Annotated in this window: 25 protein-coding genes, 1 tRNA gene and 1 pseudogene; 7 read left to right on the top strand and 20 right to left on the bottom strand. The window is 37.4% G+C overall.

The features are described 5' to 3' along the window. Window positions 1-260 precede the first annotated feature (260 nt). Together AAG747_RS05415 and AAG747_RS05420 are read right to left on the bottom strand one after the other, a co-directional pair. On the bottom strand, window positions 261-1,265 hold the full coding sequence (locus tag AAG747_RS05415; RefSeq protein ID WP_346820119.1) for a helix-turn-helix transcriptional regulator: 1,005 nt from the start codon (window positions 1,263-1,265) through the stop codon (window positions 261-263). Window positions 1,266-1,805: 540 nt separating this feature from the next. After that, the gene (locus AAG747_RS05420; protein ID WP_346820120.1) at window positions 1,806-4,733 is read right to left on the bottom strand and encodes an FAD-binding and (Fe-S)-binding domain-containing protein; all 2,928 of its coding nucleotides are present in this window, start codon (window positions 4,731-4,733) and stop codon (window positions 1,806-1,808) included. Window positions 4,734-5,099: 366 nt separating this feature from the next. Between AAG747_RS05420 and AAG747_RS05425 the strand changes: the two genes are divergently transcribed. Further along, window positions 5,100-5,921, top strand: a complete 822-nt coding sequence (locus tag AAG747_RS05425) for a sulfotransferase domain-containing protein (protein ID WP_346820121.1) — start codon at window positions 5,100-5,102, stop codon at window positions 5,919-5,921. Window positions 5,922-6,014: 93 nt separating this feature from the next. Here the strand turns inward: AAG747_RS05425 and AAG747_RS05430 are convergent, their stop codons facing one another. From AAG747_RS05430 to AAG747_RS05445, 4 genes are all read right to left on the bottom strand, one after another. Beyond that, on the bottom strand, window positions 6,015-6,230 hold the full coding sequence (locus AAG747_RS05430) for a hypothetical protein (RefSeq protein WP_346820122.1): 216 nt from the start codon (window positions 6,228-6,230) through the stop codon (window positions 6,015-6,017). A 99-nt stretch (window positions 6,231-6,329) separates the two neighbouring features. Next, window positions 6,330-6,917: a hypothetical protein gene (locus AAG747_RS05435; RefSeq protein WP_346820123.1), complete on the bottom strand. Its 588-nt coding sequence runs from the start codon at window positions 6,915-6,917 to the stop codon at window positions 6,330-6,332. Between the two features lie 257 nt (window positions 6,918-7,174). After that, window positions 7,175-7,771 (bottom strand): TetR/AcrR family transcriptional regulator, encoded by a 597-nt coding sequence (locus AAG747_RS05440; RefSeq protein WP_346820124.1) that lies wholly within the window; start codon window positions 7,769-7,771, stop codon window positions 7,175-7,177. Window positions 7,772-7,911: 140 nt separating this feature from the next. After that, on the bottom strand, window positions 7,912-8,493 hold the full coding sequence (locus AAG747_RS05445; protein ID WP_346820125.1) for a DUF4202 domain-containing protein: 582 nt from the start codon (window positions 8,491-8,493) through the stop codon (window positions 7,912-7,914). A gap of 445 nt (window positions 8,494-8,938) precedes the next feature. Between AAG747_RS05445 and AAG747_RS05450 the strand changes: the two genes are divergently transcribed. From AAG747_RS05450 to AAG747_RS05465, 4 genes are all read left to right on the top strand, one after another. Further along, a tRNA-Pro gene (locus AAG747_RS05450) sits at window positions 8,939-9,013 on the top strand. A gap of 288 nt (window positions 9,014-9,301) precedes the next feature. Next, window positions 9,302-10,549: a site-specific integrase gene (locus tag AAG747_RS05455; protein WP_346820126.1), complete on the top strand. Its 1,248-nt coding sequence runs from the start codon at window positions 9,302-9,304 to the stop codon at window positions 10,547-10,549. Window positions 10,550-10,656: 107 nt separating this feature from the next. Then, the gene (locus AAG747_RS05460; RefSeq protein ID WP_346820127.1) at window positions 10,657-11,124 is read left to right on the top strand and encodes a MauE/DoxX family redox-associated membrane protein; all 468 of its coding nucleotides are present in this window, start codon (window positions 10,657-10,659) and stop codon (window positions 11,122-11,124) included. A gap of 74 nt (window positions 11,125-11,198) precedes the next feature. Further along, window positions 11,199-11,462: a DUF6520 family protein gene (locus AAG747_RS05465; protein ID WP_346820128.1), complete on the top strand. Its 264-nt coding sequence runs from the start codon at window positions 11,199-11,201 to the stop codon at window positions 11,460-11,462. Window positions 11,463-11,991: 529 nt separating this feature from the next. Here the strand turns inward: AAG747_RS05465 and AAG747_RS05470 are convergent. The 4 genes from AAG747_RS05470 to AAG747_RS05480 form a co-directional block, all read right to left on the bottom strand. Then, window positions 11,992-12,429, bottom strand: a complete 438-nt coding sequence (locus tag AAG747_RS05470; protein ID WP_346820129.1) for a VOC family protein — start codon at window positions 12,427-12,429, stop codon at window positions 11,992-11,994. Between the two features lie 412 nt (window positions 12,430-12,841). Continuing rightward, on the bottom strand, window positions 12,842-12,913 hold the full coding sequence (locus AAG747_RS29275) for a hypothetical protein (RefSeq protein WP_488168881.1): 72 nt from the start codon (window positions 12,911-12,913) through the stop codon (window positions 12,842-12,844). Continuing rightward, window positions 12,910-13,767 carry an abortive infection family protein gene (locus AAG747_RS05475; RefSeq protein ID WP_346820130.1) on the bottom strand — a complete coding sequence of 286 codons (858 nt, stop codon included), beginning with the start codon at window positions 13,765-13,767 and terminating at the stop codon, window positions 12,910-12,912. The genes AAG747_RS29275 and AAG747_RS05475 overlap by 4 nt, the downstream gene beginning before the upstream one ends. A gap of 85 nt (window positions 13,768-13,852) precedes the next feature. After that, entirely contained in the window at window positions 13,853-14,215 is a 363-nt protein-coding gene (locus tag AAG747_RS05480; protein ID WP_430300551.1) for a tyrosine-type recombinase/integrase, read from the bottom strand. A gap of 71 nt (window positions 14,216-14,286) precedes the next feature. Between AAG747_RS05480 and AAG747_RS05485 the strand changes: the two genes are divergently transcribed. After that, on the top strand, window positions 14,287-14,556 hold the full coding sequence (locus AAG747_RS05485) for a hypothetical protein (protein WP_346820131.1): 270 nt from the start codon (window positions 14,287-14,289) through the stop codon (window positions 14,554-14,556). A 119-nt stretch (window positions 14,557-14,675) separates the two neighbouring features. After that, window positions 14,676-15,742, top strand: a pseudogene (locus tag AAG747_RS05490) (IS481 family transposase). Between the two features lie 15 nt (window positions 15,743-15,757). Here the strand turns inward: AAG747_RS05490 and AAG747_RS29185 are convergent. The 10 genes from AAG747_RS29185 to AAG747_RS05535 all read right to left on the bottom strand — a co-directional run bounded on the left by AAG747_RS29185 (window position 15,758) and on the right by AAG747_RS05535 (window position 24,272). Further along, on the bottom strand, window positions 15,758-15,907 hold the full coding sequence (locus AAG747_RS29185) for a TIR domain-containing protein (protein ID WP_430300552.1): 150 nt from the start codon (window positions 15,905-15,907) through the stop codon (window positions 15,758-15,760). A gap of 2 nt (window positions 15,908-15,909) precedes the next feature. After that, entirely contained in the window at window positions 15,910-16,830 is a 921-nt protein-coding gene (locus AAG747_RS05495) for a restriction endonuclease (protein ID WP_346820132.1), read from the bottom strand. A gap of 214 nt (window positions 16,831-17,044) precedes the next feature. After that, window positions 17,045-18,277: a type 2 periplasmic-binding domain-containing protein gene (locus tag AAG747_RS05500; protein ID WP_346820133.1), complete on the bottom strand. Its 1,233-nt coding sequence runs from the start codon at window positions 18,275-18,277 to the stop codon at window positions 17,045-17,047. 102 nt (window positions 18,278-18,379) lie between these two features. Continuing rightward, window positions 18,380-18,826, bottom strand: a complete 447-nt coding sequence (locus tag AAG747_RS05505; protein WP_346820134.1) for a type II toxin-antitoxin system VapC family toxin — start codon at window positions 18,824-18,826, stop codon at window positions 18,380-18,382. Further along, window positions 18,827-19,744, bottom strand: coding sequence for a hypothetical protein (locus tag AAG747_RS05510; RefSeq protein WP_346820135.1), 918 nt, complete (start codon window positions 19,742-19,744; stop codon window positions 18,827-18,829). 189 nt (window positions 19,745-19,933) lie between these two features. Next, window positions 19,934-20,593 carry an HNH endonuclease gene (locus tag AAG747_RS05515; RefSeq protein WP_346820136.1) on the bottom strand — a complete coding sequence of 220 codons (660 nt, stop codon included), beginning with the start codon at window positions 20,591-20,593 and terminating at the stop codon, window positions 19,934-19,936. After that, a complete protein-coding gene (locus tag AAG747_RS05520; RefSeq protein ID WP_346820137.1) occupies window positions 20,586-21,941 on the bottom strand; it encodes an AAA family ATPase in 1,356 nt (451 codons plus the stop codon). Before AAG747_RS05520 ends, AAG747_RS05515 begins: the two co-directional genes overlap by 8 nt. A gap of 138 nt (window positions 21,942-22,079) precedes the next feature. Continuing rightward, window positions 22,080-22,610 carry a hypothetical protein gene (locus tag AAG747_RS05525; RefSeq protein WP_346820138.1) on the bottom strand — a complete coding sequence of 177 codons (531 nt, stop codon included), beginning with the start codon at window positions 22,608-22,610 and terminating at the stop codon, window positions 22,080-22,082. Window positions 22,611-22,670: 60 nt separating this feature from the next. After that, complete coding sequence (locus AAG747_RS05530) at window positions 22,671-23,963, bottom strand: toll/interleukin-1 receptor domain-containing protein (protein ID WP_346820139.1); 1,293 nt, start codon at window positions 23,961-23,963, stop codon at window positions 22,671-22,673. Window positions 23,964-24,020: 57 nt separating this feature from the next. Continuing rightward, window positions 24,021-24,272: a hypothetical protein gene (locus AAG747_RS05535; protein WP_346820140.1), complete on the bottom strand. Its 252-nt coding sequence runs from the start codon at window positions 24,270-24,272 to the stop codon at window positions 24,021-24,023. Window positions 24,273-24,363 lie beyond the last annotated feature (91 nt).

The raw sequence follows: 24,363 nt of genomic DNA on the forward strand, positions 1-24,363 counted from the left end.
TGTGGGGGCAGCTCCTTGGATGATGAAAATTTTCACCCAGAAAGGAGAAATTTAACCCTGCTCTCAGCCCCCTGCCTGAATACCCTAAAATTCTTTTTATAGAAGTGCTCTAAACGTATAGTTTTTGACCGAACATGGAATCAAAACCGGCCCCTCAAGGCACTTTTTGAAAAGAATAGCCAAAGCTATTGTTGAAAAAAGTAACACAGAGGAGGCCTTTTTGAAACATTTTTCAGGAAAAAGAAAAAGGTTAAGTCACTTCATTGGTATAAATCTATCGATTTGGTTATTTCTTCCCGAATGTCCTTCCGGAGCTCTTCCGGAGAAACAACCTCTACATCAGAACCGAAGCTTAATATCCACTTCTTAAGTTCAAAATTATTGACTAATTTCAAGCGAATCCGGAATTCTTCTTCCGAATCGACCATGATTTCCTGTGAAGAATGGATGGGTTGAGTTTTTAAATAATACCCTTGTCTGGGCGCAAAAGAAAGCACCACATCATTGGGGGATTCATCCAAGGCCGTAATCCCCAAACAATACATAAAGAAACTCTCCGCATCAAAGTTTACTTCTTCTTTGGAAATAATCGCTCTCTCCAAATCTTCAAACTCACTGATCCGGTCGATCCCGAATGTGCGCACCTGTTGGTACTCTTCCACATAACCGATCAAGTACCACAAATCGCTATATTCCTTAAGCAAGTAAGGGTGTACCGTATAGGCTTTGGTCTTGGAAGAGCCAAATTTTTGATATTGAATTTTCACCACATGTTGATCGGAAACAATTTTGATCAGTTTACTCAGAATATCACTTCCTTTTACATAGGCCGATTTATCAATCTGAACAAATTCACCGATAGGTGTCACCTGATTATTAAAAGTCCGGGTAATTTCCAAACCATCCAATACTTTATCCACCGCATCCGAAAACTCGGAAAAAATCGGCATGGCCCTGAACTCTTCCAGAAAGGTTTCTACAAACTTTAATGCCACCAAATTTTCATCTGACAAATTCACAGACAGCAGCTTGAAACTTAAGTCCGTATAATAGTAGCCTTTGTAACGTTTGGAATACTCAATGGGCGCATCAAATTCCAAGCGCATGGCACTCAAGTCCTTCTCTATGGTAGAAATAGACCGCACCCCAAACTTGTCGTGACAGGCCTCCAAAATTTCCTCTTTAGTCGGGTATTTTTTCATTTTGTTGCGCAACATCCGGTCGATCAACAAATATCGAAAAAAGGCTAATTTGCTACTTGGCATGATTGGTAATTGTTAAAAAGTTTATTAGCTCCGGGAGGATCAAAGTCCCCCTCTTTATGCTGGGTTCAAAGTTTCCTCTCAAAAATAGAGAGAAGAAATGCAATTGGAAAATTTATATACCCATTGATGGGAGATTCTAGGGAATAATTTGGAAAGAAAAGCAGGTTTGAAACGGTCACATAGAATGACAAATCTACTACTCAAATAAAAATTGCACCCTATTAACATTTAATAAGACTATACAAAGAACGATTTCTTGAGTACGGTCGAAACATTTTTTACCTTTGGTACGTGAAATGTGGATACAATAAACTAAAACTATCATGATTACGACAATTGCCCGGTTAGTTCAAAAACTATCTGTAAAATCCCTGATACTTCTGATAAGCAGTTTGTTTATTTTAGTCAACCTGTTAAATATTATTTCCTTGCTTAAGTTAGACTTAGGATTTTAGCTTATAGATTTGTTGATACACGAGAAAAGGGGGGAGTTGCCAGAAGCACTCCCCCCTTCTTTACCGTTTACTTTCCCGTCATAGATTATCTCAAGGCGTTATACAAAATTTCTACCGGATGCAAGGCTTTCCGCTGAGTACCATCCATGATTTGATGGCGGCAGCTGGTTCCCGGAGCCGCAATAATGACTTCTTTGGGTTGCTTGCGCACCGTAGGAAATAACACCAACTCTCCTATTTTCATGGATATTTCATAATGCTCTTTTTCATACCCAAATGACCCCGCCATTCCACAACAACCGGAACGTATCAAATGCACTTCATAATTGGCAGGCAAGCTTAAGATCTTTTTGGTAGGTGTCAACGATGAGAGTGATTTTTGATGACAATGTCCGTGCAGTTTAATCAACTGCGGTTGATCGGTAAATTGGTCGGCTGTAATATTTCCGGCATCCACTTCTTTGGCAATGAACTCATCTACCAGGAATGTATTTTGAGCCAAGTCTTTTGCTGCTTTTTTATTTCCCGGAGAAGCCAAATCCAGGTATTCGTCCCGGAAGGTAAGAATCGCCGAAGGCTCAATTCCAAGCAAAGGCGTATCTTCCTTCACCAAATCTTTCAACAATGCAATATTGCGATTTGCAATGTTCTTTGCTTCTTTGAGTAAGCCTTTAGACAAGTACGTACGTCCACTTTCTATATGTACCGGTACTTCCACTTCATATCCCAACTTTTCCAAAAGCCGGATGGTAGTAACACCGATGGAGGTATCGTTATAATCGGTAAATTCATCACAAAACAAGTACACTTTCTTTTTAAAAGTTTGTTTCCCATCAGTTTTATGATGTTTCTTATACCAATTCCGCAAGGTGTACTTTTCTAATTTTGGCAAAGTACGTTCCGGGGCAAAGCCTAAAGTATTTTTAAGGAACGAGCCAATGACAGGGTTTGAAACAGAAAAATTATACAAACCGGGAAACAGACTGCCAAGCCGGTTAAATGTACTGATGTTGGCAATCATTTTTGTGCGGAGAGGAATACCGTGCTCTTCATAGTAATGTTGTAAAAACTCGGCTTTCAACTTCGCTACATCCACATTAGAAGGACATTCGGATTTACAACCTTTACAAGAAAGACACAAATCCATCACCTCATAAATTTCCTGATGGGCAAAAGGATTCGCTTCCCTGGAATGTGTCAAAAACTCTCTTAGTATATTGGCCCGGGCCCGGGTTGTATCCTTTTCGTTATGGGTTGCCATGTAGCTGGGACACATCGTTCCGCCTGACAGCTCCGTTTTCCGGCAATCACCGGAACCGTTACACAATTCAGCAGCCCGCAATACTCCTTGCGAATCACTCCAGTCGAATACCGTTTCATATTGTGGAGTATCCTGACCGGGGCTGTACCTCAAGCTGGTATTCATCGGAGGCGTATCTACGATTTTCCCGGGGTTCAATAAATTACCAGGATCAAATGCCTGTTTTATTTCTTTGATCAACCGGTAGTTTTTTTCCCCTACCATAAAGCGGATAAATTCACCTCTCAACCTTCCGTCACCGTGCTCTCCACTCAGTGAACCTTTAAATTTTTTCACCAACCTCGCGATCTCTTCCGCTACCAATCGGAATAGCCGGTTACCTTCTTCGGTCTTCAAGTTAATGATGGGCCTCAAATGCAGCTCTCCCGACCCCGCATGTGCATAATGCACACAATACAGGTTGTGTTGTTTCAGCGTTTCGTTAAACTCGGCAATAAATGCCGGTAAGTCGTTGACATCTACGGCCGTATCTTCAATAACGGCCACAGGTTTGGCATCGCCAGGTATATTCGACAGAAGCCCTAAACCTGCTTTTCTTAGAGTCCATACTTTTTTAATATCTTCCCCGCCCACTATCGGAAAATGGTACCCCAGACCGGCCGTTTTCATTTCTGCAATACAGGCTTGGGCATCTTTTAACATTTCCTCTTCGCTGTGCCGTGATATTTCCACAACCAAAATCGCCCCGGGGTCTCCTTTTACAAAAAAGCGGTTTTGCCTTTGTGCTATATTGGTTTTGGTACATTCCAATACATAGTGGTCCATCAATTCACAGGCCGATGGTTCATATTTTAAAGCGATCAAGTTTGCTCTAAGCGATTGATCCACCGTATCAAAATGTGCACATACCAAGGTTTTATAAGCCGGAGGCATAGGATTTACATGTACTTTGATCTCCGTAATGAACACCAATGTCCCCTCCGAACCGGCTATTAATTTACAAAAGTTAAAGGGCTCTTTACTTTCGGTAAACGTTTCCGCCTGCATTAACAAGTCCAATGCATAACCGGTATTTCTTCTGGGTATACTAGGTTTGGGAAAGCCCTCTCTGATCTCCTCTTGGTTGGACTTGTCCGAAAGGATGTCACGTACTTTTCTATATACCGAACCCTCCAAAGTTCCTTCCTGACATTTCGCTTCGAATTCTTCCGGATTCAAGGCTTTAAATACCGTTTCTGTGCCATCACTTAAGAAAGCTTTCACTTCCAGCAAATGGTCGCGGGTACTGCCATAAACCACCGAATTAGACCCACAGGAATTATTGCCCACCATACCTCCCAACATCGCTCTGTTAGCGGTAGAGGTTTCCGGTCCAAAATACAAGTCATAAGGCTTTAAATAATGATTCAAATGGTCCCGGATTACCCCCGGTTGAAGCCTGACCCACTGTTCCTCTTTATTGACCTCCAATACTTGGGTGAAATATTTGGATACATCTACCACGATGCCACTACCCACTACTTGTCCGGCTAGGGAAGTACCGGCAGTCCGGGGGATCAGGGAAACCCCATGTTGGTTGGCAAAGTGAATCAGTTTTTGAATATCCGGTTTGTTTTTGGGTAGCGCTACAGCCAAGGGCATTTCCCGGTATGCCGAAGCATCGGTAGCATACAAGGTACGCATTGTTTCGTTGTAGTAAAACTCTCCGTCTAATTTTTTTGAAAGTTGAGCAAGCAGATTTTTCGAAATCATGATATGAAGTGTAAGATCCAGAAACACAAATATAAACAAGAGCAGAGAAAATAGGATGAGGGGCGGATAGAGTTCCACAAATAAAAAATTCCCTTTTTTATCATTGATTAACACTCATTAAGCTTTCTTCTAACACCACCCCTAGCCCTTTAAGAAGAAAACCCCTATCTTGACGTCCCATACAATTCCCCTAATTATCTTCACCATCATCTTACAACTCTTTTCCCTACCGTTTACTAACTCTTTATCATCAACACATTTAATCATCCCTTCTTTAAAACCTGTTTATCTTAAACTGTGATGACCTGAAAGGGCTAATCGTTTAATGAATAAGTGGTATGGGAAGGCAACATTCAAACTTTGAAAATGCTCAAAAACAGATTGCGAAAAACGCTGATCCAAATCGGCTACCATACAAGACCGGACTTTATCATTGCCGGTGCACAAAAAGCCGGTACTACCGGTCTTTACAAGATTTTAGAGAACCACTCCCAAGTGTGCAGTGCCCTCACCAAAGAAGTACAATTTTTTAACCGGGACGATCTTTACAAGACCCTCGGCAACCACTATTACCACCAACAATTTCCCTTGCCCCATCATTTACAAAAAGGACAATTGCTCTTTGAAGCCACTCCGGAATACCTGTATCATCCGGAAGTAGCCAAAAGAATTCACCAATACAATCCGGCGATCAAAATCATCATCATGCTTCGCGATCCGGCTTACCGCGCACTGTCTGCATGGAATATGCTTCATTATAAATTCAAAAATCACCCTGAGTATTTCTACCTCCATGATCCCAGAAGCTTTAAAGAAGCCATTTATTCGGATCTGAATACCATCAAAATCACAAATTGGTATACGAACCAGATTTCGTATGTGAAGCGTGGGATTTACTACCCTCAAATTCAAGAATATTTAAAATATTTTCCTTCGGAGAATATTTTAATCGTGGAAAATACCGAATTGCTAGCCAACCTCAACCAAGTCTTAAAAAAGGTTACCCGGTTCCTGAACATTGCCGATGAGAAGCTTGAAATGCAAAAAGCCAATCAAGGGCATAAACTCTCCGAAACGGAATTTGAGGAAGAAATCAGCTGCTTAAAGGAATTTTACCACCCCTATAATGAAAAACTCTTTGCATTACTCAACCGGCGGTTTGACTGGCAAACTCCGGTATGCAATTGACAATCTACTCATTTTTTTACATAACAATGCCTCTCTCTACCTTCGTAGAAAGAGGCATAACAATACATACTCGTCTCAAATCCGAATTAATACCTACTCCAACTCTTCACACAAGATCCCTTTATTGTGAAGTAAAGATACTACATCCTTTTTGGTCCGGCTATCATCTATCTCCAAACGGAGGATTTTATCGCAATCTTCCAGGTCAAAGTTCCATTGACCTCTTTTGATGAGTTGATCTAATTCAGATTGTAACATGGCCACATCAGTAGAGTTACTCACTGATGTTTTAAATACAAAAACTTCCATGATAGTCTGTTTTTAAGCAGGTGAGCAAAATAAAACTGGTATAAAAAAATTGTCAAAACTTAGGTTATTACTTCATGGTTCGAACAAGAGGGTTTTCATTTAGTTTTCAATGACTTTTTCGATGGGGAATAGCGCCAATTGGGAGCCGGCTTGAACCCCTAAAACATTCCGCCCATTTTCTACCCATCCTTCTGATGGCAGGGAATAATGATGTTCCCCTTCTTTCAGGAACCCGGTAAGGATATTTGTTATGTGCTCATCTCCATTAAGGTGGTTAAATTGATAAAAACGTATAGTTATATTACACTCCTTTTTCAAGCAAAAAGTTACCTGAACCCCGGTGTTAATTTCATATGAAAACTCTTCGATAAACTCTTCTTTTGTCCATTGATTATCAAAGGCATACTTTATTTGATCCATGATCAAAGAAAAGACCGGAAGAGGGCAGTCCAACAATAAAATATTGGGGTTATTCAGATTGAAAAAGTTCTTCAATAGTTGTTTGTTTTTTTGTCCTACCCCTGCGCCAAAAGCTACCAGATCATACTGGCTGGGAACATAGTTAGTCAAGACTTCTTCTACGTTCACAGTCCCCTCCACAGTGTACCCTTCCCAGGTAAGCCCCATTACCAGCCGGTCCAATGCTTCTTTCCTCCTCCCCACCAATAATAGTTTTTTAGTTTTCATGGTTTTACCCTTGTATATAATTGAATTTCGTGTCGTTATGTTTCTACCCTTTAGAAAAGACCCAACCCTTCTTACTTAAAGTACTCCGTCCTGTTGATCCCTTCACTGGAGAAAGAGTGCAATGCTAACACATCTCAATCATTCATAATTGTAAAAATTCGTCATTTCCATTTCTTCTTCATGCAAATGGATAAGTACTCTCTTGCAAAAGCGGAGAATATATAAATGAATATTCATTCTTTTAATTCCTAAAAAAATCATCCTTTTTTCATCCCTTTTAATACGATTTGTAATGCTTTCAAAAGCTTTTCCTCCGAGATTTCAAAATGTTTTCCCAGGTATAACACCGGGTGTAGTTCATATTTAATCAATTGATATAAAGGAGAGAACCCAATCGGCCAATACAACTCAAAAGGCAATTCTTCAATTTCGTTCCGGGCTACCGCATTTTCGGCAAACTTTTGTAAGGGGTTTACCAGATTTTTTTTCTTATCCCAATTGTTGACACAACTTAGCAAAGGAGAATTTACAAACTGTTCCAGGAAAAAAAACTCAGCAGGATGTTCTTTAAAATACCGGAAACGATTGAGCCAAAGCACTTTCATCCCCTCTTCAAAAGGCATTTCCGGATCGAAGCCCACTAACGAAGCCTCTATCACTTTTTGCTGCACACCCATAAACAATTGGTTCAGCAAGTCTTGCCGGTTTTCAAAATACAAATAAATGGTAGCGGGTGATACATTCGCTTTTTTTGCCAACTTTTGCATACTCAAGCCTTTAAAACCTTCTTGTACAATCATCTCCAGCGCTTCTTCCCGGATTGCTTGTTCTTTACTTGCATCTTTTGTTCTCATATAGGGCAAATATAAAAGAATGATCGTTCATTTAAAACAAAAAAACGTTTTTATCCTTTCTAATGGGTTTATTGAAGGGAAGACTTACTCAAGAACATGTTTAAAACTCGTGACCCAAAGGAGAAAAATTTAGACATACCCTAAGAAAGAGCCTTGTTTACCAAAGCAAGGGCATACTCTGATAAGGACAGTTGAAGGGCAGCCTCCCTCCCCTTTTCCGACATCTTTTTCCAGGTTTTTTGTAAAATGCTCAGCACTTTTTCCTCATCATGCTCTTTGGCGAAATCCTCAAAATAATACTCCATGAATACCAGACAAACCACGTCTTCCAACGTTTGACTCTCTTCATCATGTTTCATTTGTTTTTTCTGAACCAGAAACTTTACCCGGTCAATTGTAGTACGAGGATATTCCAGATGACTTAATATTTCTTCTACCACTTCGGCATGATGTTGTTTTTCCTTATTTCGCCATTGCAGATACCCGACTCTATCCATTGGAAAGTCTTTCCGGGCAATTTCCCACCGGCCGATGTGCTGGCATCGAACGGCTAATTGCAATGCCTCGGAAGCTTCAGGAGCAAATGTCATCAATTTTTGAGTCATGCGCTGAGCATAAAGCAATTCTTTTGCAACCGTCCCCTCTCCTACTATTTCATGATTGGGGTCGTTGGCATTGTATTCATCAAAAGCTTGGATCGCTTGTGTAAATAAAGTTGACATAAGCACGAAGTTAGAATTTCAAGAGTAACAGAGGTTTCTACTGGAGAAAACCTCCATTTCAAAGAAACATAAAATCCTTCAAGAACGCTAATGTTAAGATGCAATTAGTTGTCTTTGTGCGACCATTTATATAGTTTTTTATAGGACTGCCAACGCTATTCCATTATAAAGTTGTGTAGTAAGTGACGGGATGTTGCTGAACGCCCATCTCAATTGAGAGCAAAACAAATAAAACATACCATAAGCTATATGCAGAGGCGGGGGCAAATCTTCTTTTATTCGTTTAATAGCAACGCTTATCACATCTCCCCTATGTTTTCTTCAAAAAATCAAATTATAATTCCTTCATTTTCAATAAGTCATAAATTCACCTAAAAATCATTCAAAAAAAAATTCTCAAAACCATTTCAAATTTCAAATCCCTTTCTATCTTTGCACAGCAATTCGGGGTGTAGCGCAGCCCGGTTAGCGCACCTGGTTTGGGACCAGGGGGTCGCAGGTTCGAATCCTGCCACCCCGACAAGTTTAAGTCGAAAGAATTGCAAAAGCCCTTAAATCACACGATTTGAGGGCTTTTTCTTTTTTCAGCCCACCAATGCTCACCATTTGTTTTCAAAGTATTTGGGACCAATTCGGTTACCAAAATTACCATTTCATTTTTGGTTACAAAAGTTATATATTTATTTGAATTTCAGATAGTTAAATGATAATCTATATGCCTGTTTGGTGCCATTTGGACACCTGTTTTTCTAAGGTTATTGGTACCAAAATCATTTACCACCATTACTAACCAAACTTTATACGATTGATGAAAACTTTTGGAATTAACTTCTACACAAGAAAGGCCCGGGTAAAAAATGGTACAACTCCTATCTATTGCCGGGTGACAGTCAATGGAGTAAGGGTTTCAATTTCATTAAAATGCTCCATCAACTTAGCCAATTGGAACAAACACAAAGGGATGGCCAAAGGTAGCAAACAGGAGGTTGATGAAATCAATACTTATCTGGAACAAGTTCGAGCAAAAGTGGTCAAATGTTATCGAGCTTTATTACTAGAGACAGATACCTTTACTGCGGAAGATGTCAAAAAGAAGTTTTTGGGAGAGGATGACGAACAGAAAAGGCAAACCCTTTTGGGCTTAATAGACTATCACAATGAGCGTTTTCGAGACATTTTGGAATGGGGAACCTTAAAAAACTACTTTACCACCAAAAAGTATTTGGAAAAATTCCTCCTGACAAAATACAAGCGGAAAGACATTCCCCTTAAAGAACTCCGCTATAAATTTCTGACGGATTTCGAGCTCTTTTTGCGAAAACACCAACCGAAGGATCACCAGAAACCTATGGGCAACAATACCGTCATGAAACATATTGAACGGATGCGAAAGACTATCCATCTGGCCATCGATCAGGAGTGGTTGGAAAAAGACCCTTTTGCCCGGTTCAAAAGGCGCCTGGAAAAAACCGACCGGGGTTTTCTCAATACAGAAGAGTTGGAATGTTTACAGAAAAAGCGCTTGACTATCCCACGGGTAGAATATGTACGGGACTTGTTTATATTCAGTTGTTACACAGGCTTAGCTTATAGCGATGTCATGCGTTTGACCCCTCAACAACTTACCATTGGCATTGACGGAGAACGCTGGATTATCACTGCCCGGAAGAAAACAGACAATCCGGTAAGAATTCCTCTGCTCTCTGTCGCCAGTGAAATTATTGAAAAATACAAAGATCACCTACGGGCGGAAGTGACGCAAACGCTCTTTCCGGTGATTTCCAATCAAAAGCTGAATAGTTACCTGAAAGAGATTGCTGATCTGTGCGGGATCAAAAAGAATTTGAGTTTTCACCTGGCAAGGCACACCTTTGCCACCACGGTCACCCTGGCCAATGGAGTGCCCATCGAGTCGGTAAGCAAAATGTTGGGACATACCAAAATCGCTACTACCCAGATCTATGCCCGGGTGTTGGAAAAAAAGCTCAGCGAAGATATGAGCCAGCTCCGGCAAAAACTTTCCCGGGAAGAAAGGCGAAAAGAGAAACAGGGTTAGTAGTTGCTTCTGTATTCAAATGAAATCAAACCCCTGTAAATAAACCCAAAGTATATGGTAGGGTAGTCGAGCTTTGGGTTTGTTATATAGGTGAAAAGGGATTTTTTATGCACATCAAACGCCTATTTTTTCAAGTCCTTCCCCAGCTTCTGGCGGGGGTAATGCTCTATACAGCTACCAGGCAATGGCTCGACTGGGAAGCATTTCAAGGACAATTACTCAACCAGCCCCTACCCAAAACACTCTCCTTGATTTTAACAGGATTACTGCCCTCTGTGGAAGTATTGTTGGCAGGCCTTTTACTTTTTGAGAAATCCCGGCCGTTGGGTTTTGCTTTAACGATGGGGTTTATGAGTATGACCTCCGGGTATATTGTATTGGTACTATCAGAGGCTTTTGCCTATGTACCTTGCTCTTGTGTTGGAATGTTGGACAACCAGCCTTGGGAAGTACAGTTGGCTCTGAATAGCAGTATCTTTTTCCTGGCACTTGCAGGATACCGTATCCGGGAAAACAGACTTTGTCCGGACACACCTGCCCGGTACCGGCAGGACAGGGAGTTGCCGAAAACCTGAAAAAGAGTAGGCATTTCATTTATTCGTTCAAACGTTTTGTCGCTTTTTGAACGTTAAAAAAGCTTCGCTAAACCATGAAACATCTGTTTAGTTTGTTCGTAGCAGCATTTGCTACAGGAATCGCTTTTGCCTTTCATTCCCCTCAAGAACCGGAAGAACGTCTGTTTGCCAAATCAGAAGGCCAATGGGTGGAGATTACCGGGCAGCAATTGGGCACTGACTACCACTGCGTAAGCAGCAGTCAGGTATGTACCGCCCGCTTTGAAAACGATGTACCCATCGAAGAGGAAATGATTCCCGAATCCAGGGTGAATGGCGCTTACACCCCTGCTCCTTAAACAAAGCCCTAAAACAAATCCCGGTAGGCTTTTCAATGCTTGCCGGGATGTTTTTTGATTCAAAATAGCCTCTTCTGACACAAGAATATTCCCCTCCTTTTAACTGTTTGAGAATAGGATCGAACAATACTTTGTCCAATCAAGGTTGATAAGCCTGTGCAACAGTTACCCAAATTTTTGAAGGGGCGGTTTCCATGAGAAAGTAGAGATTTCGGGTTCTGATTAACAAGTAGTATATAGGATAAATCGTTATTCAAAGTTCAATATTGGATACAACGATAACCCTAGCCCGCTTAAAAAAAGAGGTTATAAACCAATGACTGACCATTAGATTCAATGAACCCACCCCTCGTAGGGCTCAGTACGAGATCGCATCCACAGTGGACCGTATACCAGGTGATATGTGACAGACGGCTAGTATAGATGACAGGTAATAATTATTATTAGATTAAGTAGTGGCTAGTACAGTTTATACCGCGTGTTAAGCAATCATTTTTATTTTTCTCTTGTCACTCATTTCATTAATATTCTAATCTTCAGGTTCCCAAAGCTCAATTTTATTACCTTCAACATCCATAATATGTACAAACTTTCCAATGCCATCATAAGCCGTTATATTGTCAAGAATGGTTACTCCATTTTCTTTAAGTTTGTTTACAAATGCTTCAATATTTTGAACCTGATAGTTAATCATAAAGTCCTTTTTAGAAGGGGAAAAGTACTCATCTCCACTTTTGAAAGGTTTCCATTGAAGCGAATTTATCTTATCAGGATTGTCAATGCTTCTGGATTCAAAACTCGAAGAACCCCAATCATTTATTTTGATTCCTAAATTTTTTGTGTACCATTCTTTCGTTTCATTCGGATTGTCAGAGCAAAAGAAAATACCACCAATTCCTGTTACTTTTGGTGTTGTTGTGTCTAAAAATGAAGTTGGGTTCTCTTTTTGATTTTTTTTCTCTTCCATAGTCTTAGTTTAATTTTTACTAACGCTTGGTAATATGAAATGTAGGGTATTTCGAAGCGAGTTGCCAAACCTTAGTAAACATTTTTATTCATATCTACAAAGATCCCTAAATTTACTTATTTCAATAAAATATCCAATTCTTATCATCTCCACATTTTATTAGCAATATCCCTTTCCTCTTTCCCTACTACATATGACATATATGGCCGTGATCTTCAGTTCTGCATAGCCTGACCACTCCTGTACCATGTTTAAGGGAATTTCACAGTCGGAAATAGTTTGAAGCCTTGGACCTGGTCATTTTTCGCCTCCCGTAAGGCATACACCAAGTTTGTACTGTAGTAGCCTCTTACTGGTAGTAATATATTATCATTGTAATGCTATCATCCTCCTATTCTCTTCTACATTATCTTTATTTTATTCTACTTTGTTCAATGAGAAAAATAATGTTTGACCCAGTTAAATTCAAAGCATAACGAGTCATTTCATCATCAACTTTTTGGGGTATTTGTCCCTGTCCGTGCCCCCCCCAAGCTTATTTCTTATTGTTGGTATCCCACTTTCTAAAAGGTTCTGTAATGAAGTAAATTGATTTTGTGTAAATGATGGTACTAGACCATTTTGGAAACATATTTGGATTAATTTTCTAGAAGTATCATTTTTAGTAAATGCCCAGCCCTTTTCTGTACAAATTATTTTCATGGTACTCTCAAAAGCTTTTAAACAATCTGTAAGGCATTTTTTATTTCTACCATGTTTATAGTGTTCATGAGCCTTTAAATATTCTTCATTTGCTCCTAAAAATGTTTTGTTCCAAAGTAATGAAATGGTTGGTTTAGTTACTTGAGAATGCATATATGTCGAATCGATTCGGATAATTTCACCACCTTCAAAAGAATAGCCTATTCCTTCTTCCTTAAACCTTTCATTCAATTCTATAATAGCATCATCAGGATTGATTTTTGGATTTGTATAATGTGAATAACGTTGGTAGTCATTTCGAATATCTATATCTAAGTATTTAAAAGATAATTCAATTACATCAAGTACTTTGTCCGTTTCAGTAGCTTCCAATAAAAAATTTATAACCTCTGATTGATAATCTTTACTCCTATCACTCAACCTGAATTCTCCATATTCACGGCAAAGTATATTTTGTATGAATTCATAAGCTGTATTGGCAAATCCATCTCTATATTTATCTATACCAAATGCATCTTCTATTATATGTACTATTTTTACTCTAAGTGTTTCAGGTATTTCATTATACGTAAAGACTTCTGGAATGTCCCCTCGCAATCTCTTTTGTCGTTTGGAGAAAATATCAAATATTGCCATATTTTTTTCTTTAATCAGAAATAGGTAATGTATGTTTTTTTTAGATCCCTAAAATTACTTATTTATATAAAATCTCCAATTTTTATCACCTCCACATTTTATTGGCAATATCCCTTTCCTCTTTTCCTACTGCATTGGCATAAATGGCGGTGGTTTTGAGTTCTGCATGACCTAACCACTTCTGAACCATGTTTAAGGGTATTTCACAGTCGGCAATGGCATAGCCCCCAAAGCCGTGTCTTAAACCTTTGGCTGTTGCTTGTGAGCCTTGTATGTTGGCTATGGTCATGATCTCTTTGATCTTTCGCCAGCCTGTCATCCGGGTAAACTTCCAGAGCCGGGCGTTTTTGTGTTTTGTCTCTCGCAAGGCATGCACCAAGCTCAATGATTCAATCAAACGCTCCGGAACTGGGATGCTCCGGAAGATTCCCTTTTTCCTCTTCTTCAAAGACTCAATTCCGTTAGTATAAACTTGTAATAACGTCTTATTAACGTTGTTTTCTGTATTAATTTAACGTTATGGCACTTAGTAATAAACCTAAAAAGAAGGATTTAAAGGCAGAAAAAGACATTGAATCTTTTATCAATGATGGCCTCTCTCATGAGAAGAGTTTGCCTTCATCAAAGGCAGAAGAAAATCAGGATGAGATTAAGTATGTTCAATTAAGACTATATGAAAGCGAAATAAAGGAGATAGATGACTATTTACAAGAAAACTACTCTAGTAGAAGTCGTCCTTCCAGACATAACTTTATGGTAGAGGCAATTCTAGAAAAGCTAAAGCAGTAGGATGTTAGAGGAAACATCTAAAGTACTCAATTTTGAGAACTTTTAAATGATTTGTATTAGTTACGATTTAATCTGACAATTTCAGTAAATTAGTTTAATCATTCAATAAGCTTTGTCAGATGAACACAGAAGAAAAAATCATCAAACCCAAGTTAGGATTATTAGAGCTAGCCAAACAGTTAGGCAACGTATCTCAAGCTTGCAAAGTAATGGGATATAGTAGAGACAGTTTCTATAGGTTCAAAGAACTTTATGAACAAGGGGGAGAGCTGGCCCTCCAAGAAATCTCGAGAAAGAAGCCGGTTGTAAAAAACAGAGTTAGTCAGGAAGTAGAAAGAGCCGTTGTAGCGATAGCGCTTGAATACCCGGCTTACGGCCAGTTGAGGGCTTCCAATGAACTCAAGAAACGCGGAATATTTATTTCTCCGGGCGGCGTTAGAAACGTTTGGCTACGCCACGATTTGGAGACGCTTAAAAAACGTTTAAAGGCATTAGAAGCTAAATCTGCACAAGAAGGTCTTGGCCTTACGGAAGCGCAATTACAAGCATTGGAACGGGCTAAAGAAGAGAAGCAAGCTCATGGGGAAATAGAAACTCATCATCCGGGTTATTTAGGAGCGCAAGACACCTATTATGTGGGCTCTGTAAAAGGAATTGGGCGTATTTATGCACAGACCTTTATAGATACCTATTGTAAAGTCGCTTTTGTAAAACTCTATGACCGCAAGAATGCGATTACGGCGGCTGATTTACTCAATGACAAGGTCCTCCCTTTTTATCAGCAAAATGAACTTCCTTTATTGCGCATCTTAACCGATAGAGGGACCGAATATTGTGGTAAACGGGAACATCACGAATATCAATTATACCTTACCATAGAGGACATTGCTCATACGAAAACCAAAGCTAAAAGTCCACAGACCAATGGGATCTGTGAACGGTTCCACAAAACCTTGCAACAGGAGTTCTTTTGGGTAGCTTTTCGAAAAAAATCTACAAAACGCTTGAAGAACTTCAGACGGATCTGGATCAGTGGATAACGTGGTATAACCACCAAAGAACACACACCGGCAAATACTGTTATGGAAAAACCCCTTTGCAAACCTTCAAAGATTCCATACCTTTAGCCAAAGAAAAGCTCATCCAATATAAAGAGCTTAAAAGTTCTTTTCATAGTGACCGATAATTATCACATGTCAGATCAAGTGGTGGCTAGTACACATACACTTATATCTTTATAGTCAATAAATACATCAATCTGTTCCCTTTGAAGAGCTTCTGATATTCTGTCCGCAACTTCTCTGTCGTTATAACTATAGGATATAAAGACTCTATTTCTTCTATTATCCATTTTTATTTTCCTTTCATTATTTCGTGAATACCTAAGTAAATATTCCCAGTCTGAGCTGCATATCTCCTTTTTCTGACCAACAGTTGAATTAAGTCTATCCTCCCCTCTAAAACTGCCATTAAATCGCTACCATCCATTAGTATCATTAATCGTCTTCCTGTTGAATGGGCTTGAATAGAATCAGATGAGAATCCATTAATTGAGATGAACAAGCCAAGTGTATTCTCTAATCTTCTGCTTAATTTACCACTAAAGGCATCTAACGAACTTATATCTACAGGGTCTTTGTGCCATTTTGCTTCTAGTAAAAAATCGTTGTTCTCGAAAGTAAACATTCCGTCAATTTGTTCACCCGTTATTCGAAATGATGCCTTTGAGTCAAGGTCAAAAAGGTTGAATAAGTCTTTTAACAACTTCTCAAGTTGAAAACCACGTTTTTGAGCATCACTTGAACTTACAAGAGCATAAAAATCAGTTTTAATTTCTTCTAGTTTTTCACGAACGGCTGACTGTTCAAGCTGTTTCTTAAAAACATGATTTCTTCTTTCTTCGACTTCCTCTTGCTCTTTTAGTTGTTCTAAATGTCCTTTCGATAATTTCCTTAATGCTGCTACAGATTCTTTTGCTGCTTTCTCTTTATCTGTTCCATCGTCAAGTTGTTTGAGATGAGAAAAATCATTCATATTACACAACTCATAAACGAGTTTCAATAGGTCGTTTTGTGTTTTTTCCTCATTTTTTACAAGTAAGTCAACAAGTCTTGAGCAAATGTTTCTTTTGTAGTCATTCCAATCTAAATACGATAGGATTTGTTTATTGGTAATTGTGTGGTCTAGAAAACTTCTCAGATCAGATTTATACCAGTAAACTGTAGAAAGTGCTTTTTTCAAAGCGTTAATTGCTGCTGCTGAAATTTTCTTCATTCGTTTTTTTAATAAATGCTAACGATTTGTATATGGCAAGTAGGGCAGTAGAAAGCACTAAACTTTCAAGTTAGCTCTGAGCCAAATCGTTTATTTTGTTTTTAATTTATTCATTCTTAAAAGCCAAATCAACGATTTGGCAGTGTTTCAGATAACCACAAAACTTTCGTAAACCACTGAACGCCCTATTTGCTATATACCGTGTTATGCAAATTTATTTTGTTAATAACTCCTCATCTAACTTTTTTCCAATTGCTCTTAAATTATAATTTAATCCTAAATCCGTAACTGGAACAGCCTTTTTTATGATCGGGTAAAACTGATCATATAAAGGAGCATTTTTAATTAATTCAGAATCTGAATACAAGTTGCTTTTTGCTGGTAATATATATCTGGGGGATTCATTCCAGCCAGGTATTAAAATTGATTTATACGTATCATCTAACATCATAAATTCGATGAAGGATTTAGCATCATCAAGCTTTTGTCCACTTACACTCGAGTCAATTACAAACATGTCGACCCATCCAATTGGATTTGACCCATTGTTTGACATGGACCACTCTCCAATTTTTATGTTTTCACTTACTAAACAGCTATCTTCAAATGAACATGATTGAAGTTGTTCTGTTATCATATAATAACTTGATTCAGCATACCCAACATATACACGTCCTTCATTTTTTGAAAACTCACGAGCATAGTAACCAAGCCGGTCATGATAATTGTCTATTCTTCCAAGGCTATCAGCGGTTAGTGCTAAAAGCTTGTTTAAATTATGGACTGACGTTTTGTTAATGTTGTCGGGACTCAAAAAAGGTTTTACTCTTTGATAACTACCAAATTCATCAAAGAGAGCATCCAGATAAAGCTCTCCAATTGTTGATTTTCCTTTTAAATCTATAAGCAATCCATTTTTCGATGAGCTATTCTTTAGTACTTCGTCTAAGTCTTTTAGGTTAGAAACATTTTCAATCTCATTATCACCTACTTTGTAGTACATGAAATTACCACATACCCAATGTGGAACACCATACCATGTTTCATTCCGTTTTGCAATACTAGCTAGTGGTAGATAATCTGTAGTGTTCTGATTAATTGATTCAGGTATTTTTTGAATTTTCCCACTACTTATGAATTCATCCAAGAACACACAGTCTAATTCATAAATGTCCGCTTGATCAAAATTTATACCTCTTTTTTTTACACTATCTTGAGAATAGTAGTACCAAGAGTTCAATTGAACTTCGAGGTTTATTTCGGGAAACTTTTGTTCAAAATCTGTCTCTATCTTCCAATATAAATCGCTTGTATTTGGTAAATAAGGATACAGCGATACGATTAGATCTCTCCTTTTATCAGTTTTTTCATTTTGAGCAATGCATCCAGTAATGAAATGGCTTATGAATAAAAAAGCTACAAAAGTGTTTCTTATTAGGTAGTTCATATTTTTGAGTTTAAATGTTTTGCATAACGCCTAGCTATGATCCGTACTTTGGCTGTGTGCAAGGTTTAAGCGGTATGGATTCATAGCATATGTTGTAAGTCGTTAATATTTATGAACTGTAATAAACTCATTATGTAGATGATCAAAATCTCCATCCATCGTGATTAGTTCTGCCTTGGCTACAAATGCAGTTGCAGCTATCCAAAGATCATTTTTTCCCATATTTCTAGCTGAATCATTAAGTGGTTTGTCCGAGAGCTTTCCCTGACTGAATGCATCAATTGTATAATAAGCTTCAATCAATTCACTATCAGAATTGTTTATATCAATGATGAATAATTTTTCAAGAAGCTGATTAAGTTTTGAAAGCTTTTTGTTACCCCAACCCAGCTGTTTCCCAAGCGATAACAGTTCGGCTTTAGTGACTACTGAAATCATTGTAACAGTATCGTCTCTGTTTAGAGATAATTCGGACTCTATTAACGTATAGCTTTCATGTCCTCTGACAAATGCTAGACAAATATTTGTATCTAGTAAAAATCTTCTCATTTAAAGCATCTTCACTAAATCCTCGAATTTTTCTTCGTCTGGCCATTTACCAATTATTTCTGATAACCTGTTTGTGGATTTTCTCTCAGCTTGATTTTTAATTTGATCTTCTACAGATAATGATTTCTTGGACTTTTTTGAAAAATAAGAATCTCCTGAACTTGGTTCATGAATTTTTCTAATTTCGATCACAGAAGTTTTATTGGACTTGTAGTGATTTATTCCAGTGATAGTTATCTCTTTACCCCAGTATGGTGAAATGTCTTCAGCTGAAAGATCATCTGAAAGAAATCCATTAATCGTGCCGTCAGTTGTGATTATTTTAACTCTTAGTTTACTATATTTTAATTCTTCAACTATACCATTTAAAATAACTGGTTCTGGGGAAGGTGTCTCTTCTTCTAAGATGTTGATCTTATCAAAGCTTTTCTTATCAAGTTCAAGTGAATCAAATGAGCCTTCATTGGATATGATGAAACTTTCATTCTCATTTAAAAATGCCTTCTTGAAACTTTTAAGTTCTTTTAGTAGCGTTTTATCAAGTAATTCTGATTCACCATTTTTTTCAGTCACCTCTTTAAACGAAGAAACAAATAGGGATATCGGGGTCTGTTCCTGAAGATCAACCTGTGATTCACTTCTGAAAATATCTAATTGAATATGGTTTAAGGTATCCTTAAATTTTTCACTTTCTAGTTTAAGAACTGTGCTTCCTTTTTCAATACCAGATAGAGTAACTTTTAGTGATCTCTTTAATGACTCTTTTTTTCTTCCTTTGGTTACACTAATCCCTTTTAATCGAATTTGTAAGGCTCCTTCTGCAATTTTATTTATGCTTTCTGCAATACTTGCCAACCTCGCAAGATCAATCTTGCCATTATCCTCAACTGCATTCGATATTTTAAGTTCGTAGTTCACAATTGCAAAGTAAAAATTTTATTGGGTTTTTGCTATCATTTACTGTCGAAGAAGAGAAACGCATGACTTACAACGTCCAACTAAAATGAGTATGCGTCCCAGCGGTTAGAAGCACTAAAGTTTCTGTTCCGTATTACTCTATCTAAAGACTCAGTTCGCATATTCATTTTAGTGTTTGTTGTAAGACGTTTATATGTTGAATAATTGTGCTTTTATCTTGTTTAAACTCTTCGTGCGCTTAACTTGGCTTGTTTCTGTGATATAAGAGTTCATTTCGTTCATCAGTTCTGAGTCATCCAGTATATCACTTTCCCATCCGAATTCGGCAAGTCGTCTGTTGAGGTTACATGTTCCAATTGTGAAGTTTCCCTTTTTCGAACTTTTATCTACATAGAGCCCATTAACAATTAGTATATGGTCAGCGTAATTATCAAAATGAGGATGAACTATAAGAAAAGCGCCACTTGAGCGTGGGTATTTCTTGACTTTGCGGGGGGTTTTTAAAGTCTCTTTTATATCACCTATGGTTTCTTGCTCTCTTTTGATCTCATTACAATCAGCACAAACTACGCAAAGGTTCTTTGGTGTAAATGCAAACTCTTTGTGCAAAGATTTTGGAACTATATGCTCAACTTGACAGTTGCTAGCGGATTTCATAGAAACTGGACCTCTGCAATATGCACAATTGCCTTTCTGTTCAATTCTATAAAAATTTCTAGCCTCTTTCCTAATTGACATATATTCATCATTTCCCCAGTCTTCATGAGAAAAATCATTATCAATATCAATTGACTTTATAAACTCAAGTGTTTCTGAGCTGAAAGAAATTGGTGTCTCTATATCAGCCATAGATTTGGAATAATTCGTTGATAGAACCTATTAATTCATAAACTGGGTCTTTTTTATCTAGAAAATTACTTTGGTATTTAAGTAGTTCGAGATTTTGTAAATCCTCTTTATCAAAGGATTTATTCTTACTTACCTTGCTAAAAATATTCAACGCGATTCTACTCAGGAATTCATTTTTGTATCCAGGTGAATCAAAAAGCTTTGCCAGTTGAAAGTCTGCTGAATGCTTAATATATCCTTTTGCATCAAATGCATGACCGTCCTCCATTGTCATAATAAAACAATTTCGAGCATTTAATCTTGAAATGATTTGAGGGGAGTGTGTTGCAATTATAAAATGGCAACTTTTAAAACTTGAAAATGTCGATATCAATAGCTGTATGTAACGTTCTTGCCACTGGGGATGCAAACATATTTCTGGCTCATCAATGCATATCACACTGTAATCCCTAATAGCACTTGCTATTCCAAGAATACTTAAAATAACACTTTGTTCTCCAGAGCTAGCATCCCGGATTGAGAATAGTCGAGAATCTTCAAGTGATCGTATTCCAACATCTCTTAATCTGATCATCCCAGATTGAATTAATAGAATCAAGTCTTCAGATAATTTCATGTCGAAATGATTCATTTCAAATCCTCTAGAATTTATTTCTAATTCAAACAACTTTGGAATTTTATGATTGAATATTCTTTCGGCAACCTGTATTAGGTATTCGACTTTAGCTAGATCAACTTCATCTTCCTCATTACAGAAGTACCTCATATTAAGCCTTCTTAAGGAACCTCTTCTTCTAGGAAAATCTTGGCTATTATCATTCAAATAATATACAAGATCTTCTAGCATTCCTTTTGTCATAGAAAGATCAAATCTTATTGAAATAATATCATGGTATCCAAGGTAATTTAGAACCTTACCAATGGCTGTTGTTGGATTTTCAAAAACAGACTGAATCAGAGAAGCAATTATTTTTGATAGATATGCTAAACCAAAATTGGAACCATGAAGATCTCGTAATCCTAAATAAGAATAATTACTTACAGCTAATGAATGTCTTACGAAGGGAAACTTATCAAACGGGCTAGTGGAGACTGAGATAATCTCCTTAGGTTTTTTAGTCGTCACTACTTTTCCTTTTTCTATATGCTCAAACCCTAATTCAGGACCTTTATACAGTTTTTTAGAGTTTTGAACCCCTAATAGGTCTCTAACTAAACTACCGAGCAATGTACTTTTGCCAGACCCATTTTTACCGACAATGACAGTGAAAATATTTTGCCGTCCTTCAATCTTCTCTGGGTTATAGAATTGAAACCTTCTACCTAAATTCCTATATGACTTTATCATCTGCTCAATGTCTTACAACGGTTTAGTGTATGAGTAGTAGCGGATTTCTACTCACGAACCTTTCGGTTTTCCACTGACCTTTGTTTTATGTTTTGTCCTTAGTTTCATCACTTAAACCGCTATTACTTATACACCGTGTTAGGCACAGTAATTATTTAGGTAATTTTTGAATTCTAATTCGTATTTACTTCTATCAAATCTTAATTCCTTTATTGGTTTTAGTCCTTTACTTTCTATCTCTTCCTTACAATTAAAACCGTCATTTTCATAAGATTTGTTTTCTACATAGATAAAGTCTTCATTTTCGTATGTTATCTCTTTCCAGATTATCAAATCATCTTGCTTTTCTAAGAGAAATGAAATAATTCCACAATAATCAACACCACAATGACACCTATAAAGTACTATTCGGTTTGTTTCAAATTGATTAAATGGTGGCTGGTCATTTCCTAAAAATCGAGAGGCTGCCTTTTTGTTAATTTTTGTTCTATTGTAGTTAGGAAACTTAGATTTATCAACTTCAACTAAGTCCAGATCAAAGTCACAAAAAGCCAAATCAAAGCGATTAATATTTAACCATTCAGACAGTGCTTTCCCATCTACAAAAAAGTCAAAACTTGTTCTTTTGTCTTCTTTTTTTACTTCTCTTATCTCAAAGTGATTTTTCATTCGTGCTTATTTTGCCTAACGGTTAATGTGAAATGCGTTTTAATGCATTTTTACATAGTGTCAGCATTTGTTTGATATAAGTCTAACTTTCATGATTTTTGCTTCTTGATCAAAGTCAGAGATATTTAATTCTGTCATATCACCGTTAATTTCAAGTCCCCCTTTATAACTGTCTTTTGGCAGTATGAACTGAATATGTAAATCTTTAGATTCTATTACATACATTTCACTGACATAAGTATACCATGTATAATAATTAGGATAAGCTTTAGTGAATTCAGCAATTGTTGAGCCAACGCCAATGCCTTCTTTTGTTCGGAAGTTTTCTGTTAGAACAAGGATTTCCTCAATAGTTTCTACGAATTGAGACTTCCCAGAAGACGTTCGGACATTCAACATCTCAGTTCCGTTTTGACTAATCACATAGTAATCTTCTTCAGTCGGTCCTTCCTCGGTCATTCTTGATATTTTCTCTGACTTAACTTTAAAATTGTCAGAGCTAGATGGAAATAGCATTCCTTCTTTTAACTCAAAATCTCCTGCTTTTTTTTCAGTTATTATTTCGAATTTTTCATTGACATCCAGGATGTTATCGTTTAACGAAGTGACTGTGATAATTTCATTAATTTGGCCAACAGCATTATCCCTTTTCCTTTCCCATACACTAAAGTTTTTCGGTGTTAGAGAAAAGAAAGCTTCTACTTTTTCTTTTAACGAATTAAGTTTCGCCTTTTCGTTGATTTTCATACCCTGAGTATTCGGTATGACCCCTTGAATTTGAGCGTATGAAAAAGGAGGTATTAGAACGGGAATGTGTTCACTTGTTTTAACCCATGTAGCTCCCATTTCGCAGAGACTTACTGGACTATTGTAAAAATTTTCAGAGAGAATAAATATAACCAGAACCTCTTTGTTAAGCTCTTCTTTTAAAGTTTGTAGCCAATCTGTTCCAATTTTTATATTGTACCCTTCGAAAGACGTACAAAAAATTTGATTCTCATTTAACCCTATTGCTTCCAGAAGCTCAATGACTTGCTCAACTACATTGGCATCTTTGCTAGAGTGACTTATAAAAACCTTTTTTTCATTAGTCCCCACAATATCTTGTTTACGTTCTGGTTGAACCGCTTTTGGAGCATCAAGGCTTAAATCTCTGGCTACCTTAGATATTGTTTCATTTGATTCTTCTTGAAGGATCTGCTGAGAATAAACTCTTTTACTATTAACCATTGTTTCGGTTAATCCTTTGATACCATAACCAGCAAGAAACAGATTTATTTCAGTCGTTGTAAATTGCTCCTGTAGTTTAACAGCAATCTCTTTAATTAAATTGATTCGATCTAAAGGGTTCATTTTTGCAATAAATACTAACGTTTGTGTAACGCGCACATGCGCGTTATTTCTCTTATCTCAAATATCCAAATTATCCAGTGGACTCACAATGCCATCTACACCTTTTTTAGTAATATGAGTATAACGTTCTGTGATTTGTCCGTCAGCAAATAATCCTCGTACACGATATATGTTATCGTTATCGCCCAACCTAGATAATCTTTTCCTTGCAGCTGCATTTGAAATACCTTTCTTATTTGTAAGGGTTTCAAGGATTTCTCCAGATAGAATTGGTCCTTTGTCTTTTATTAATTTTTCTAAAAATGTCACACCACACTATTTATACAAGATTAAACTACATCGCTGCCTATATTTTTTAAAATTACAAATCTCAAATTTGTAACTCCTTAATATGTTTATT

Origin of the sequence: Rapidithrix thailandica (assembly GCF_039710355.1) — a bacterium.
Classification (GTDB): domain Bacteria; phylum Bacteroidota; class Bacteroidia; order Cytophagales; family Flammeovirgaceae; genus Rapidithrix; species Rapidithrix thailandica.